The following is a 16,657-nucleotide window of genomic DNA, read 5'->3' as shown; positions in this document are numbered from 1 at the left end:
CTAGTCCCTCAAATTATTCATGTTGACTGATCCGGCCGCAGCTATCTGCAGCGGCCTTATTTCGGAAATATCGTCGCGTTCCCTAGATCCTGGCTCACGCAGGAGACGCTCGATTGCAGGAGCCCGATCGGGCAAAGCGGTGGACGCTGTTTGCTCCACGAGCTTCAGGGCGGGGGTGCGGGCTGCAAACCGGTCCGGGAACCACGCCATCAACTGCTGCACCAGCGGTTCAACGCTATGGTCCCAGGCGAGTGACCCGCCGCGCTCTGCGGCAGCTTCAGAGAGGCGGCTGAGCGCAGCCGAATCTTCGGCTAGTGCCGCCAGCATCTCGGTCATTTCACTGATAATGACATTGTCATCGGTCGAATCGATCAAAAGCCCATCAACGCCATGATCGATCAGTTCACCGACTGCGCCGACCGCCGTTGCAACCGGCACACAGCCGAGCCGTTGGGCTTCGATGATTGTCAGCGGAGCACCCTCCCATCGCGAGGGCAGCACCACTACATCGGCCCAGGCAAAGGCCTTGTTCAGGTGGCGACTCGAATATACCGGTGCATCCACGTGGACGCCGATATCAGCAAATCGTTCTTTCCACGACCCGCCGGCCCCCGAGTCCATGACGTCACTACCAATGATCTTCCACTCGATAGGCACAAAACGCTGCTGCAGATCACGAACAGTGGCGTACAGGCGTTCAATGCCCTTTTGCGCGTCAAGACGGCCAAGGAACAAAACGTTGAGTTTGTCCTTTGGCGGTTTGCTGCGCCGGGCGGTCAGCAGTGCGTCCCGATCCTTCGGGGACAACACGTAACTGGCAGCGTTCTGGATATGCATGAGCTTGGCGGACGGCACACCCATGCCATGCAACCATTCGACCATGTCGTTCGAGCAGGTCAGGATCGTGTCATAGACATGCTCGAAGGCGAGCGACAAATATGGGTGTCCTGCGTCCCGGCCCATTTTCGACTTGTCGAGCACATGGACGTAGTTCAATACCTTGACGCCACGACGGCGCAAATCGCCAAGAACCGCATTGACCGGCGCGACCTGGTTATTGATAACCACGTCAAGGCCGGCGAGGAAGCCCATGATCTGTTCGGCTCTTGCCGCTTCATCATGGCCCATCATCAATTCGTGTCCGGCAAACTGGTGCGGTCCGCCCCAAAGCGGGTAATCGTCCGCGAGGAAATTGATCGTCTTGAATACCCCGTCATTTTCAGGAACCCGGTTGTAGACCGGTTTTCCAAGCAGGAAGAGGTGGACCTCACAACCCGCATTCTTGAGGGAATGGGCCACCGCATAGGCTACCTTTTCAACGCCACCGAAGCTTGCAATCGGTAGCAGGAAACCGACCCTGATAGGGCTCGCCGCCTGTGGCAGCCGCGGCATGACCGGCCTTGCCCCAACAGCATGGCGCAGAAGTTCGAAATACCGGCTGCGGTTCGGAAAGTAAACCGACCGCCATATCCAGCGGTTCCCCGATTGCGACCGATAACCGGAATCTCGCAACGCGCCCAGCGTCGCGAGAAGCGCGTTGGTTGGCGAAAGTGCCGTGCTCTGCATCTCGCGCGCTGTGAACGGGCCGCTCACAACGATCTCGACAACATCGGGAGCGGGTACAGGCTTGTGCAATGAGCGTGCCCAATCATCGGATGTGTCATCGGCACAGTTGGAAAAGATATCAAACGTGCACATCCAGCCGAAGGGCTTGTCGGCTAGCGGTTCCGCGTCACTGATCTTGCGGATATCAAGCCCAACCTTTGAATTGCTCCGCTCGAAGCGAATAGCCACAAAATGATGTTTCTGCGAAAATTTCTCGCCAAGCCAAAGCAGGTTGTGGATCAGTCCCAGCCGCGTCAGCGCATCGCGATGCGCTGCGGTCATCCACAGCAGGAAGGGCGGTACGCCAAAGGTCTCCGGCTCTGCCTTGGCAGCCCAGAAGCGCGTCACGAAATCCTCCAGGCTGCACTTGGCATGCTCAACTGTGGGATCAGTGAACAGATCGACGGCATAGGTGCCCATGCCGATTGCCGCATACCTTGGTGCTTCCTGATGCTCCCATTCGAGAAGCGTCTCAGCTGCAAAAAGCTTCTTATGCTTCTGCCGGATATAGGTCAGGATACCTTCACGGGTGCGATTTGAATCCCGAAGCATGCTCTCGGCGCGTTGGCGATATTCAAACCCGAAGAAGGGATAATTCGCACCCAGAAAGCCGCGTCCGATTGCCTGGAGCCAGAAGTCCCAGTCTTCAAATCCCGACTTCATGCTCTCGTCGAAACGAATGCCAGCATCCAGCATGCGACGGGATACCAGGCTGCCGGCCTCACAAATATTGTCGAAGGTCAGATGCAAGAGGCGCGAATATTGCGTCGTATAATTGCCGTTCCATTCGATGCCAAACTTGTCGATGTTCGGATAAATCCAATCGACTTTGTCGTCCGATTTCATGAACTCGAGAATATCGCGGATTGCGGTCGATGTGATCCTGTTGTCCGCATCCAGGAAATAGACCGCCTCCAGATCCGGGAAATTGCGCAAGGCAAATTCGATCCCGTAGTTTCGAGCCGAGCTTAGACCACCATTGGCCTTGCGCAGATAGAAAACGCTGGGGTGGGCCAGGGCGTAAGTGCGTCCGACTTCACCTGTTTCCGGGAAAGGGCATCCGTCATCGACAATGACGATGGCGATATCGAAGGGCGCTTCCTGCGCCAATGCGGATTCGATTGCTTCGGCAAGCAGCACGGAATGCTTGTAGGCCGGAATGAGCACCGCAACCTTCGGGGAAAACGCGTGTCCTGCGTCATCCTCGGCCGGCGGCGGCGCGACCTGTTCGAACAGATGTTTGACTTGGTCCAGCATGAGACTTTACCCGTTGACCATGAGGCTGATGTCGCGGAATTTTGCCCAAGCGAAACTGTTGTCGCCCGCGTTCTTCATCCGGGTGGCAAAGTAGATATTTTGCCAGACGCCGACCTGTTCGGTAATGAAGGCGTTGAGGCGGGGCTCCTCGCCGTGAGATACACTTTTCCAACCGGAAAACGCCTCCCCGGCACCCGCAACACGGGATTCGCCGAACAGTTGACGGGCGCTGTCGAGGTCCCCGGCAATGACGAGTGCAAAGTCGACATCCTGTGAGGCGTCGTTGTCGATGATTGCGGTCGATGAGATACGCAGAATCTTGGGTGGGCATGCCGCCGGCAGGCGACCAATCGTAATGCCAGCTGCCGGTGGATGGCAACCGATTGCCCGCTCGTCCGGCAGCGGCAGGATTGCAGCGAAGTCGAACGAGATTTCTTCCGTATTGGCCAGTGCTGCCAGGTCAAGTATGCCAGTCGCTATCGGCATTTCCTTGAAGCCGCCATCATTTGCCTGGCGCGATTGTGCCGGCAAATAGTTTGCCCAACTTGGCAGCAGCACACCGGGCATTCCACACCAGACCTGCATTGCCAGGCTGTTCTTCAAGAGCGGCGCATTGTTCGCCGCATCGCGAACCTGGAACATCTCCAATGGCTGAAGTCCACCCAGAGACAACAGGGGCATTTCATCGTCCATGCCCTCGATGTGCAATTGCAGCTTCAGCGTCCGCCGAAGTCCCGCAAGCGTTCGCGACAAACCCAGATGGTTCCAGCCCTGATGAAGTCGAGAAAGTGGAACCACCCAACTTTCGACGACCTGACGGTCCTCGAGCGTTACCAGTTGGGCGTGCAAAGTGGCATCCTCGCGGCGGGCTAGGCGTTCAAAATGGATTGCAATCGCGCTCACTCCCGAGCTTGCGACCGGGAGGATTTGCGAAATGCCCTCGAAGGAGGCATCAGCCAATACATTGGAACGCGATGAGCTGCTGACGGGTTCATTGGAGAAGGCAAGGTCGAATGGCTGCAACCCCTGCCTGTCGACAAAGCCTTCGATCGTAGCAAAACGATTCTGCAGGTTGTCATTCAGGGTTCGCAGCGTAAGCAGTTCGCGATTCGACTGGGCGATCTTCCTGGCATCGGATACCAACAGCCCGGCAAGCTTGTGGATGATACGCGCTGTCGTCGCGATTTCCTTGCCTGACTGCCACTCGAATACTGGGGGTTCGTCCGCAAGTCCACGATCACGCAACCAGTCGATCAAACGCTTTTCGCGGCCCCTATGCATGGGATTGATCAAGATGGCGAGCGTGCACAAAGGTGCTTCGTGAATTTCGAACTTCTTGCCGGAAACATCTGACAGTATCGCGGCATCATCTTTGACGCCTTCGAAGCCCAAAATTTTGACCGCCTTCGACAAATCCTGAGGAAGTTCATCATGGTCAATTCCCATGCGAAGCAGGACCGGTTCCTTCAATAAATCAATTTCTCTTAGAGATTTCGCAGCTGGTGAGAGCTTATACGAAGTCTGAACCGTCATTTCCTAATCCCTGCCCAATCCATTGGCGCCAAACCGCATTTCTATACAAATATAATGGCGACTTCATGAAGCTTGTCAAACATTTATATTGCAGTGCAATAGGAAAAGATTTGGGCCATTTAATGATATTCTATTGGAAATGTGATTTTATTCTTTCCGTAACTTGAAAACAATTTACGCGTAATCTATTTCAAAATTTGAACCATCATCAACCACGCACGAACGTGCATGCTGCGCCGCCGATCCAAGATCGCCGACGCAGCAATGTCGTTGCCAGGGTTCAAATTGGCGGGCTATTCGGCCGCCACTGTCACACAGCAATGCGCTCTACAGGTTCGTTGCTTTTCATGACTTGCAGTTGGCGTTCCCATGCCAGGGCATCTCCAACGATCAGGTCAAGGTCCGCCCGTTGCGGCACAAATCCAAACTGGTTGCGAACACGCTCATTGCCGGCCACAAGGATTGCCGGATCGCCAGCACGGCGCGGCGCCATGCGGACCGGAAAGTCAACGCCCGAGACACGCTTGACCGCATCGATGATCTCGAGCACCGAATATCCGTAACCGTATCCGCAATTGGCTGCCGTGCTATTGCCGCCTGCTTCGAGGTAATTCAACGCACACAGATGCGCCTGCGCCAGGTCGCTGACATGGATGTAGTCGCGAACGCAGGTTCCGTCGGCTGTTGGATAATCATTGCCATAAACCTCGATATGCGAACGCTCGCCTGTCGCCGCCTGGCTGGCAATCTTGATCAGATGCGTTGCTCGCGGGAACGACTGGCCTGAGCGCATCTGAGGATCTGCTCCAGCCACGTTGAAATAGCGTAGCGCTACATAGTTGAAATCAGAATGGGCAAGCGCGGCATCCCGCAGCATCCACTCGGTCATGAGTTTCGATGTGCCGTAAGGCGAAATCGGCTGGTGCGGCATGTCCTCCGTGATCGGTGTCCGTTCGGGTTCGCCATAGACCGCTGCCGTCGAGGAAAAGATGAAATGCTTGATTCCCTCAGCGACGGCCGCCTCGATCAGTGCACGTGATTGCACCGTATTATTGCGATAGTAGAAGAGGGGATCGCGTACGGAATCCGGCACCACGATCGAGCCGGCAAAATGCAGGATTGCTGTAATGTTGTGCCTGCGGATCAGATCACGCACCAATGCCTGATCGCCAATGTCACCCTGCACAAACGGTACATCATCGGGCACCAGCCAGGCAAAACCGCAGCTCAGATCATCGAGAACGACAACCGATCGGCCGGCGTCTTTAAGTGAGAGAACCATGTGGCTGCCAATATAGCCTGCGCCACCTGTAACAAGAACGGTCATGGGATACTCCTGAAACGCTGTTGGGGGATTGTTTGTAAGAAGACGGTTTTTGCCAATTAAAGAATTCTGATTATGCCTCCCTGTCGCCTTGTACTCCTCCCCATCAAAGCCTTACTCCACTCAGGCGTCCGATCTAAGCAACCCGGCGGACGGAATCCGAAGCACGCTGCTGGGCCTTGACCATTTTGTGATCAACTCCGTTCTCCGTAAGGAACGCTTGCATCTCCTGATAGGTCTCGCGCCAGGCCAGGTTGTATCGGTCGAACAATCCCTGATCCCAATAATCTTCGAGCCTGAACGGCTTGTCGCCGAATACATTGAAGCTCGGAATCTGGTAGGTCTCGGCAAACTCGGCGGTGCGGCTGTCGTAGGTAAAATAGATCGATGGTATCCCATTGGCCAACGCCATGAGATTGCCGTGCAAACGATAACCAAGGACCAGATCCTTGGATTTGACCAGATTTTCATAGTCTGCAACGACGTCGGAATAGAAAAGACGTTGGCGGTAGAGCTTTTCGACCGTTTCATCGAGATACCAGTCCGCGGCCCACTGGTTTGCCTTCAGTGCAGCAATTGCTTCGTCCTTTTGCTCATCGGTTCCGAGAACGAGTTTCTTTTCCTCGACCTCACCTTGCGCCATCAGCGTGACATCGAAGCGGCGAGCCATGTCCTTGATTAAATCCCGATGCAACGTCAGATAACGCTCGATGTCCTGCGCATAGTCAGGAGATACTTCCCGGCGGACAGTGACCCCGACCTCACGTACATCATCCAGTGCCGGGAGCGATATTCTCATGTCCGGGTCATTGCGACGGAATGCCGTGGGGCAACCGATAATGCGGACATTCTGAATTCCGATATCATTCAGGACCTGAGCCGAATAGGCTCCCCGAACACCGACGGACACGGTGGAATCCGCCATGACGCGGAGCACGGCCTTGGTCGCGTCCGAAAGTTCGATTTGGCCCTTGACCGGAGCCTGCGCTCCGATGCCGAACGCGATGACCGGCAGACCGAGGCGCTTGAGAACCGGCACCGCGTCGGTCCAGTCCATATGCTGGTGGACATAGTTGGAGCCACGCAGGATCACGTAGTCATATTCCTCGCGCAGGCGATCGATGTACTCCATCTTCGGCCCCATGATGGGCAATTCCGCCAGCCGGTCGTAATTCATCAATTTCAACGACGAGTCGAAGACGAAAGCATCGCCAATGTTGTGATAATGATCGATATTACGCTGTACGTTACTGTATTGATACCAGCGAACGCTGTCGTGATCATAAACTTCGCCGGATGGGATCATTACGAGTACACGTGCCATGAGGTCTTCCTTCTTTTGGCGGTAATGGCGGCTGACAAATGATCAGCTTGCCTGCGAAAGAACGACGTCAGTTCTCGCGGTGGTGTTGATTGGCTGGCGCTTGTCTTTGAGCAGGTCGCCGTAGAGCGCCAGGTGCTCCTCGGCGCAGTCGATGTAGTTGGTTGGCTGGCGGATGTCGTGATGCAGCCGGTCCCATATAAGGGGATCGCTCAGGACTTCCGTAAAGCGATCGGCGAGATCTTCGGCGCTGCGGACGCGAAAGTGCAGACCGTCATGCCCGTCGCGGACCTTCTCGGCCATGCCGCCAATGTTGGAACAGATGATCGGACGGCGATGGTGCAGGGCCTCCTGGATCACAATCGGCGAATTTTCCCACCATATCGAAGGCATGACCACCCAGTCGACCGATTGCATGAGGCGAGGCATTTCCGCATTCTGATAGGCGCCATAAAATCGCACGCGAGCGCCTGCTTCCTCGATCAATTTCTCCATGCGGTCCTGAAAGTCGCGCGGTTGTTTTTCCAGGTTGCCCCCGAAAATCATCAGGCGGGAGTCTTCGCCCCACGTTTCCTCCGGAACGCGCGATACCGCATCGATCAGCACGTCTATGCCCTTGTAAGGGGTTACCTGGCCAAAATAGGCAAAGCGGTTACGACGCGGCTTTGGCCCTGTAAGCTCGCGCGGCGGCGTCACGCCCTCAATGGCAACGCCATTTTCCATCACGGTCAGCTTTTTCGGATCCAGTCCCCATTCTGCATATTTCCTGGCAAGGAACACGCTTGGGGCAACGAAGGCGTCAGCCAGCTCAAGCATGCCGCGCACAAATCGCTCCCGCTTGAGGAAGCGCGCGGGCGGAATGTCCGGGAAGCACGCATGGCAATCAATGGGTGATGACTCATTGCAGAGCTTTGAAGTGCCGGCTTTCACCATCTGGCCGTCATTGTGACAGATCGACAAATATTCATGGAAAGTGACAAGGATGGCAGTGTCGGGCAATGCCTCACGAATGGCGTATAGCGTCTCGAGACCAAGGCCAAGCACATGGTGGAAGTGGACGACATGGGGATTGAGGTCTCCGACGAACCGCAACAGGTCACGGCGGATCTCATCCGTATTCTTGTTCGACAAATAAAAATGATCATATTCATCGGCGTGAAAGAGGATTTCATCGCTGCTGCGGCGCAAGCTCATGAGTGCCGTGGTGCCGTGGCGCGGAATCGGGTGGCCTGCTCTCGCGAGATATACCGATTGTACACCGGGCAGCGTGTTCAGTCCCTTGTGCAGATTATAGGATGCGATCTCTCCGCCCCCGAGCGAGATGCTCGGATGGGCATGCGAAATGACAAGAACCCGAAGTTGTTCCGTCATGCCTTTACCTCTGACTCTGCTGATGGGCCGCGATCGACCACAGGGCGCGCTTGGGTGAGCGCATTTGCCCAACGGGCATCGAACACCTGACGGTCAATTCGTTCGATGAGGGCAATCGTCGATGCCTTGTCTGATACTGAAATATCGTCGGAGCCAAGCATCTGGGCTGATGGCAGCCAGTAGGACTTGAGACCCGTCTGCTTGAGTTTCAACCCAAGATCGAGTCCCTTTTCATGTGTACCGAGGTATCCTCGCGTGAATCCGTTCACGGAGAACAAAGCGTTCCTTGGCAGGACACAGCATTCAAACGTGGCTGTTGCAACTTCTGTTGTCCCCATACCCATGACCGCATCGATGGGATAGCCGGCATAGCGGCTTATCAGGGCGCGATCGGACTGTGCACCCGCTACCCACGTCCCAGCCCACCGGATCGAATCATCCTCATAGGCAAGCGTCGGTGACAGCACGCATTCCTTGCGGGCGTCGTAGGCGGCAAGCAAACGGTGGAACCAGCCCGCACTCCTGGGCAGGAGCGACGCGGCAAGAAATACGATGGAGTCTGTCGAAACAGCCCGGGCTCCGACCTCCATGGCGTCGTAAAGGTCTTCGGATCCGCTTGCCGAAACGAGCCGCAACCGCAGCCGGTAGAAATCCGCCAGCCTGCGCACCTGTACGCCTATCCGGTCGATGATATCGGTCGACGCGGAAATGACGATCGGTGCGACCCGCGTTTCCGGATCAAGCGCAAGCAATGCGAGAAGGGGAGCAATTTCCTCGACCCGCTCGTCCACGCCGATGATGAGTGCGGGACCGGACGCCTTCTCGAACGTGCCGAGGTCTTCGACGCCAAAAATTTCTGGCGCAGGTCGGCTGACTCCTCGCAACAAAGGTACGAGCTGCTGGTCTACGATGTGGCGAAGCGCCCAGGCGTCGGGGTCAATCGCGCGGATCTGTCGAACCACGGCATCACGCGATGTAATCCTGGTAGGCGTCAGCGGCATAAATGCACGCCGCCCATCGCTCAGATCCAATTCCAGATAGAACGGTGCGGTGCTGTCGCCTTCCAGCTCGGGCGCGAAGGCCACAAATCCATGCGCATGCCGGTTGGGGTCCAACCCGGCGTTGAAAGGAGGCTTATTGTCGAATTCGCGGGTAACGTCTCGCCGGTCCACCCGCGTCCAGTCGCGGTCGAGTTGTGTTTCACCGCGGTGGCGGCGAAGCTTTACACTTTCCACATGGCTGTCTGGATCGAGCAGCCAACCCGAAACCAGAATTCCGCTTCCTTCAACGCGATAGGCATTGTCGATGCCCATGCGCACCGGAAACGGCAGGCTTGAGACTGTTTCCGTTCCGTCAAACCGGTTGGCGGCAGAACGCATCCGAAGCAGTACTTCCGTCGAGCTGCGCACTTGAGGCAGGATCGCCCTCACATGACTGGGGGTTTCTCGCGCCCCCACGATCAGCCGCCGGTCGTAGACCTCGATGAAGCGCCATCCTCTGCGCCCTCGAAACAGAAGACGCTCGATGTCATTGGGTTCAATCCGCTCATTTGCAAGCAACAAACCGGCAAAGCCAGACGATTGTTCATTGAGATCGGGCCTTGCAAAGACGCTGATCGCGCATTCGGCAAGGGAAGATGTCCGGCCACTGATCAAGAGGCGGGTCACCGATGGTGTCAGATCCTGCGCCCAGCCCTGGACGAAAATCTCACCCTCATCGCTTCCGCCGATCAGCTCGATGCAACCGTCGGATCGAGCGCCCCCCTGCAAAAGCACTGTAATGGCCGCGAGCTTCTTGCGACCGATCGGCCCCGAAATAAGACCTTCGACCAGACCATCGATGACGGATGGCAAGTTGGAGCCGGCAAGATCGGCGATCATCGCGATCAGATCGCCCGTCGAGGCCGCGCGACTGGCAAAGGCGTAGCGTGTGGCCTTGGCCTTGTGCTGGAACATGATCGTCTTCAGCGAGCCCCGACGCAGTATATTGGTCGGTACAATTGCCACGAAGCCGTGCGTACCGGCGGGCGAGGGCTCCTTAAGCGGCCAGGTGACAAGCGTCACCTTGATGCTCATGGCAGGATCGCCGTTGAGGAACGCGGCGATCTGTTCGGCGGTCATGCTTCCAATGCCAAGGGCGAGGACAAGCGTGTCGTCGACCGGACATCCGACAACCATATCGCCTTCCATCACCATCGGATTTCGCTCGGGCGATTTACCTGTTCGCGTCACTGGCAGCACATCTTTCTGCATCTGGCCGCTCCATGATCCTTACGGCATAACCGAAATGGACACGAGCGCCCCAGCCGCAAATCCGACCAGAACAAACAACAGCAGGAACAAGGGCTTGATTTCGCCACTGGACCGTTTCTGAAACGCCTCCATTCGTTTCTCCAGGCTCGCCACCACGCCATCCAGCCGCATGAGATGAACGTCAAGCTCTGTCAGGCGCTGGTTGACGTCGCCACGCAACCCTTCGATCGAACCGCTGATATCAACCAGATCGACCGCCGGCCCGTTGCTGGCGGCATCGATTACGGGCGCAGTCCTCTGCAGTGATCGCTGGTTGACCTGCAGCTGTCGTTGGGCGGCCATCAACATGTCAAGCTTGTCGAGAATCCGCGTCATGGGAGCAGCTATGAGTGCTTCCGCCGCCTGTTCGTCGGGCTTCGGTACACGCAGGGGCTGCTCGACGCCTGCCCCGTTGATTGCAACGACAACAAGTTCTCCGGCACGGATCGCTGCAAATTGCGGCAGCATGACATCGAATGCATGCCCGCCATCGCCGATGCCGTTTCGTTTGAGGTCGGGCCGCTCTTTGTCCGCTATTGCTTCGGCTATGGGTTTTCCATCCAGCAGAACGCGAATGGTCAGCCTCATGTTCGGAGCAGTGGGATCAAAGGCCCAGCCGAAAAGGCGCCCATCGTCGATGGCATCGACACGGCCCTTCATTGGCTCGACCTTGTTGGATTTGGTATTGTCTTGCTCAGGCGTGGCATTCGGCTTCGCGGGCGCCTGTGCCGACACTGTTGTCACAATAGACATCATGTACCTCTCAGGCTGCTTCGACACGCAGCGGCCGCAGCGTCTCGATCAGATCGAGATACCGTTGCGCCGTTGTATCGATTGTATCGGGGTGGCGTGCCCCAAGTGAAAGAATTTGCAGCAGTTCAGGTTCTTCTGCGATACGCCGCATGGCAGCCGCCAGCGCCAGCGGATCGTTCGGCGGCACGGTAAGACCGTTGGTCTCGTTTTCGATCATTTCGGCCATGCCGCCAATACTACTCGTGATTACCGGACAGTTTTGTCCCTGCGCTTCCTGGATCACCAAAGGCGCATTCTCCCACCAGATCGAAGGCATAATCGCACAATCGACTGTGGCCAGGAGCTCGGCAATGTCCTCGCGGCGATAGCCGCCGCGCCGCTGTACATTGGGTGACGTTTCGGCAAAGAGGCGATCGATATCGGCAACAAAGCTTTCGCTCTGGAATGGCGCTGCTCCATGAACACGCAGTTCGAAATCGACGCCTTCCGCAATCAGCTGCTTGGCTGCCTCAAGCAGTACCGTTGTCCCTTTCCAGGGATTGAGATTACCAAAGTAGCCAAAGGCCGGCCTCTTGCGCAGTGGATTTTCAGACTTCCTGGCAACTGCCCGAGCAGGTTGGCCGTTAGGAATGACATTGATCAACGGCTCGGGGAGGCCCCAATCGATGTAACGTTGCTTGAGGAATTCGCTCGGAGCAACGAAACCGTCCACCGTACTCAGCAAGGCCTTCAAATGGCGTTCGCGCAGGACAAACTTGTCAAGGGCGATATCTTTGAAACAGGCGTGGCATCGATCCGGGCTCGCTTCGTGACACAGTTCCTTGTTCGTTGTACGCACCATCAATCCGTCATGGTGACAGATTGGGTAATAGTCATGCAAAGTCATGACAATCCTGCATTCGGGCAGGGTGCGGCGGACAATGTGCGGGAACTCGGCGCCAAGAAGCAGCAAATGGTGCAGGTGGACGATGTCTGGCCGGAAGTCGCGCAGCAATTCGACAATATCCGGTACAATCCCGTAGAGGTCGACCTGGCTCATGAAGAAGCGGTCGAAATGACCCGACCAAAGCAGGATCTCATCGCCGTTCGTGCCGATACTCTGAAAGCTTGTCCCCGGTCGCGCCTCACGGTGGATGTGGTTGGTTGCCCCAAGAAACAGAGCTTCGCATCCCGTCCGCTGATAGGCGCGGAACAGATCGTGGGCGAAAATCTCAGTGCCGCCCGGATGCAGGGCAGGGTGATTGTGGGCAGCAACCAGTACACGGGGGGCCATCACGTACCCCCCTTGCACTCGGCGATGAAGAGATCCTGATAGTGATCGGAAGAAATGCCGCGCCAGTGTCCGAATGATTTGGTCGTGATCGATAGGCCGGCACGTGCCAGCGCGTTGTCCAGAAAACCGTCATCGAAACCGACTGCGGCCAGTGGAGGCAGTTCCGGCACGAACCAGCACGGACCCTGGTCATAGCGCTGAAACCCGAGGCGCGCATCGCGCTTGTTGAATGCATTTTCCTGGGCCGTCTTGTCCACCACAAATGCCGTCATGAACAAGCGGCCACCAGGCGCAAGCACACGCTCCACCTCTCGCAGATAAGCGCTCACTTCTTCGTCCGGTAGATGGGTGATAACCGAAGTCATGATGATGAAGTCGAACTGCCTGCTTTCGAACGGCAATTCGAGCTCGAGCCCGTTGATTGCGCCCTTCGGATTGTAAAGGGAGTGGGCTATGTCCAGATGCCGGAACTCGAAATTGGGATATGAGGGGCTGACATTCTGCTGACACCAGTTGATGCCGCCTGTCACGGGATCAATACCCCGATAGCTGCCTTTTGCGGGGTCGATATACTGCGTAAGGGGAACGGCCATGCGCCCGATGCCGCAGCCGATGTCGAGGATACGGCTCTCCGGCCGTACACCGCCCTTGCGAATGAAATGGCCCAGAAATTCGGCGCCGACCGCCTGGAAATTGCCGTCGCCCACAAAAATGCTGTCCGGATCAGGCCGCGGCAGGAACCGGTTGCGCTGCACCGCTTCCATCAACCATTCAACATGGTCATTGTTGAATCCGGGGGTAAATTCTTGTTCGGCTTTCTTGAGTGCAACGATCTCAGTCAAGCGGCGCTCCTTTCAGATTTTTCAACGACAAAGGGAGCGATGGTGTCGTCCACCACTTCGTCGAGATAGCTCGTCATCAATTCGGTAATATCGTCGTTCCAGCGCTTCGTATGGAGCCACGCATTGTATTGGCTTGCCAATCCTCGCATGTAGTCGGCGCTGCGGCGGATAGACCGCCGCTCAAAGTGATACAGTGATACACTTGGCTCGTAGGCAATGTGGAATCCAATCTGGCGGATTTTGAGGCACAGATCGCTGTCTTCGTAATCCCCGATCACATAATCGTCCGTGAATCCGCCGACGAGATCGTAAATGTCCTTACGGGTAACGAGGCATGCACCTGTTACTCCGGGCACGCTGCGTGCGACTTGAGCCGGTGCGTAATCGCCCGGCATGCCTTTGTAGAAATGATGGTTGAGCCAAACCCCGCGCTGGTCCCGTGCAAAATAGAGACCTGCATGCTGAAGCGAACCATCCTCGAACAGAAGCTTTGGTCCGATTGCGCCCAACTTTTTCTGCTCAAGCAGCGGCTGAATCAAATCACCCAACCAGCCAGCCCGGCATGGCACTACGTCTGAGTTCAGCATGACCAGGACAGTACCACTGGCGAGGCTAGCGCCTGCATTACATGCACGCGCATATCCGCTGTTGCGGTTCATGGTGGCAAGCTTCATGGGAAGATCGTGAAGGATGTGCAGGCCACCGAGCAGATGTTCCGTGTCATCCTGAATTTCAGGAGAATCAAGTACGAAAATGATCTCGACATTCTCAACAAGCCACGGATCAGTTGCCATCGCGGAAAGCTGAAAACGCAGAAAGTCGAGGTTGCGGTAAAGCGGAATCACGATCGACGCCAGTGGTGTCCGGGGCATGACGCCATATTCCTTGACATCCGCAATCCGGACGGTTTGACCGAGCTTGTGCTCCACCTCCCTCAAGGCCGGCGCCAATATGCTATCGAAGACCTGGTGCCGCGCATGCTGCGGAGGCACAGCCCGCAATATGCGATTACGCTGCGCCGAAGGCTCGAAGGGCTGCAATTGCGGCACCAGCATTGTCGTTGCGCCAGACACGAGCCGCATCTGAAAGCGCGGCTGCAGCAATGGACCAAGGTTCTTGCTCTGCGGAAGCCAGGCAACAAAACCGGTCACGTCAGCGCCAAGTCCATCCTCCCGCTCACCGGTCTTGCCCGGAAACTTGTAGAAATTTGGCTGCAGCGGCAACGCGCTTCCGTTCTCGGAAAGGTATTCTATTCCAGACAGCATGGACGACGGATCATGGGTCCAGCCGCCCACAAGCTGACCTCCATCGAGTGCAAGCGCAAGATCGATTTCCGCGGCCGGGTGCGCTGACGATTTCGCAATTTGTCGGGCTGCAAGCGGCGAACGCATCTGCATGTCGATGGCGGTGGCAGGGCCAGCACCTGGCACTTGCGCCAGTTGCCGCACGAGAAACTCACGCAATTCCGCGTCGCCTTGACGCTGAGCCCACCATCTCTGGAATTCAATTGGCTGCCCGTCACTGTCGGCTAGTTTGCGGATAGCAATACCATTCTTGCCAGACAGGACGAGATGGAAAGAGGGCGGCAGCGGTCTTACCGACTCGACAAGCAAGTGGCATGATTGCCAGGCCTTCTTGGGCTGATTGCTGATGACGAATTTGGTAGGCAGAACCGTAACGGAATTCGCAGTAACAGCGTAGATCGCGGTCACGTCGCCAAGTTCGGCGTCGATCGCCGTTTCAAGGAGGTGCTGCCCGTCGATCGGCTGACCGCAGAAGCGAACAGGTCGCGGCTCCGGCGTCAGAGCCAACGTAACCTCACGGGCGGCACTGGCAAAAATCTGGTTCTGCGACAGACGAAAGGTGCTGCGCCAGGTGCCCAGAAGATTGTTGAGCAGCTTGACGTGACCCGCCGCCGTCAGATTGGCGACAGCGCTCTCAACATCGAAGGAAGCAAGTTCAGCCGCTGGATATAGCGTGACCTGTTCAGTAGGACCGAGCGCCCCGGCTGACAGAGTAAGATGAATGGGATTGTCCCTGGTTCGCATGACCCAAAGGACCCGCTGACCGCCAGACTCAAGGGGAATGTTCAAACTGACGAGCGGTACGGGTACCTCTTGCGCTGCCAGTGTACATTTTGTCGAGGTTCGGGTTGTGCCAGGAATATCCCAAATCACAACGGCAACATCCGCACAGAGACGGGAGATCGAAATGCTCTCCGTGTCGCCTGCAAACTCCGTCGAATGGTCTAGGCTCAATACGTTACCCTTTCATTCACATCGGAAGAAAAGCGTGCCCAGCCGCAAGGCCGGGCACGCCATAATCGCTATCAATGAACGGTGAAATAGTCGTTCAGATGGCTGGTGACATCGTCGGCGCTGACGCCAACGAGCGTGACGGAATCGCCATGGCCGAGATCGACAACAACGTTGTCGCCAACCTGTGTGATACGGTCCGCCAGGTCATCAGCAGAATGAATGTCCTGACCGTTGATACCGCTGGAGATCTGGAGGATGTCTTCACCAGGGGTAAAATCGAGCACGACGTCGTTACCGCCGCCGCCGTTGAACAGGAATACGTCATTGCCGGCACCGCCGATAAGTACGTCATCGCCCGCGCCGCCCGAGAGGAAGTCGTTGCCGGCACCGCCAAGAAGCACGTCGCTTCCAGCATCGCCGAACAGAACGTCAGATCCGGCACCGCCCTGGAGAACGTCATCTCCTTGACCGCCAAACAGGACGTCACTTCCATCGCCGCCGCTCAGCACATCTGAGCCTTGCTCTCCGAAGAGGATGTCAGAACCATTGCCGCCGAAAAGGGAATCATCGCCCTGTCCGCCGAACAACAGATCATTACCATCATCCCCGAATATCGTGTCATCGCCTTTCCCACCAAAGACAATATCATCACCGCCATGGGCGCGGATGAAATCATCAAAACGCGAGCCAAACAAAACGTCGTCGTAGGCGCCGCCTTCTAAAGTGGCCATCTGCTTCTCCTTCTGTCCTGCTTTATGAGTCTACAAATTGCCGGAACTGCTCCGACGATCGATGCCTTGACGATTGTGCGTTGCAACAAATCGAAATG

General features: G+C 56.6%; 11 protein-coding genes. All 11 read right to left on the bottom strand.

Annotated elements, in window-relative coordinates; genetic code table 11:
* Positions 1–2,862 (bottom strand): glycosyltransferase, encoded by a 2,862-nt coding sequence (locus tag K9U38_RS12110; RefSeq protein WP_224494590.1) that lies wholly within the window; start codon positions 2,860–2,862, stop codon positions 1–3.
* Positions 2,863–2,868: 6 nt separating this feature from the next.
* Complete coding sequence (locus K9U38_RS12105) at positions 2,869–4,395, bottom strand: DUF6212 domain-containing protein (protein ID WP_224494589.1); 1,527 nt, start codon at positions 4,393–4,395, stop codon at positions 2,869–2,871.
* A gap of 310 nt (positions 4,396–4,705) precedes the next feature.
* Entirely contained in the window at positions 4,706–5,722 is a 1,017-nt protein-coding gene (gene galE / locus K9U38_RS12100) for a UDP-glucose 4-epimerase GalE (RefSeq protein ID WP_224494588.1), read from the bottom strand.
* Positions 5,723–5,855: 133 nt separating this feature from the next.
* Positions 5,856–7,043, bottom strand: coding sequence for a polysaccharide pyruvyl transferase family protein (locus K9U38_RS12095; protein ID WP_224494587.1), 1,188 nt, complete (start codon positions 7,041–7,043; stop codon positions 5,856–5,858).
* A gap of 42 nt (positions 7,044–7,085) precedes the next feature.
* The gene (locus K9U38_RS12090) at positions 7,086–8,411 is read right to left on the bottom strand and encodes a glycosyltransferase family 4 protein (protein ID WP_224494586.1); all 1,326 of its coding nucleotides are present in this window, start codon (positions 8,409–8,411) and stop codon (positions 7,086–7,088) included.
* Positions 8,408–10,663 (bottom strand): hypothetical protein, encoded by a 2,256-nt coding sequence (locus K9U38_RS12085; protein ID WP_224494585.1) that lies wholly within the window; start codon positions 10,661–10,663, stop codon positions 8,408–8,410. The genes K9U38_RS12090 and K9U38_RS12085 overlap by 4 nt, the downstream gene beginning before the upstream one ends.
* A gap of 18 nt (positions 10,664–10,681) precedes the next feature.
* Positions 10,682–11,455 carry a hypothetical protein gene (locus tag K9U38_RS12080; protein WP_224494584.1) on the bottom strand — a complete coding sequence of 258 codons (774 nt, stop codon included), beginning with the start codon at positions 11,453–11,455 and terminating at the stop codon, positions 10,682–10,684.
* Between the two features lie 10 nt (positions 11,456–11,465).
* The gene (locus K9U38_RS12075; RefSeq protein ID WP_224494583.1) at positions 11,466–12,728 is read right to left on the bottom strand and encodes a glycosyltransferase family 4 protein; all 1,263 of its coding nucleotides are present in this window, start codon (positions 12,726–12,728) and stop codon (positions 11,466–11,468) included.
* Entirely contained in the window at positions 12,728–13,570 is an 843-nt protein-coding gene (locus K9U38_RS12070; protein ID WP_224494582.1) for a class I SAM-dependent methyltransferase, read from the bottom strand. The genes K9U38_RS12075 and K9U38_RS12070 overlap by 1 nt, the downstream gene beginning before the upstream one ends.
* Complete coding sequence (locus tag K9U38_RS12065) at positions 13,567–15,828, bottom strand: glycosyltransferase family 2 protein (RefSeq protein ID WP_224494581.1); 2,262 nt, start codon at positions 15,826–15,828, stop codon at positions 13,567–13,569. Before K9U38_RS12065 ends, K9U38_RS12070 begins: the two co-directional genes overlap by 4 nt.
* Positions 15,829–15,899: 71 nt before the next feature.
* Positions 15,900–16,559, bottom strand: coding sequence for a calcium-binding protein (locus K9U38_RS12060; RefSeq protein ID WP_224494580.1), 660 nt, complete (start codon positions 16,557–16,559; stop codon positions 15,900–15,902).
* Positions 16,560–16,657: the final 98 nt, after the last annotated feature.

Origin of the sequence: Phyllobacterium lublinensis (assembly GCF_020164435.1) — a bacterium.
Classification (GTDB): Bacteria; Pseudomonadota; Alphaproteobacteria; order Rhizobiales; family Rhizobiaceae; genus Phyllobacterium; species Phyllobacterium lublinensis.
The sequence above is the reverse complement of the archived record's forward strand: the minus strand, read 5'-3'. Positions and strand labels throughout refer to the sequence as shown.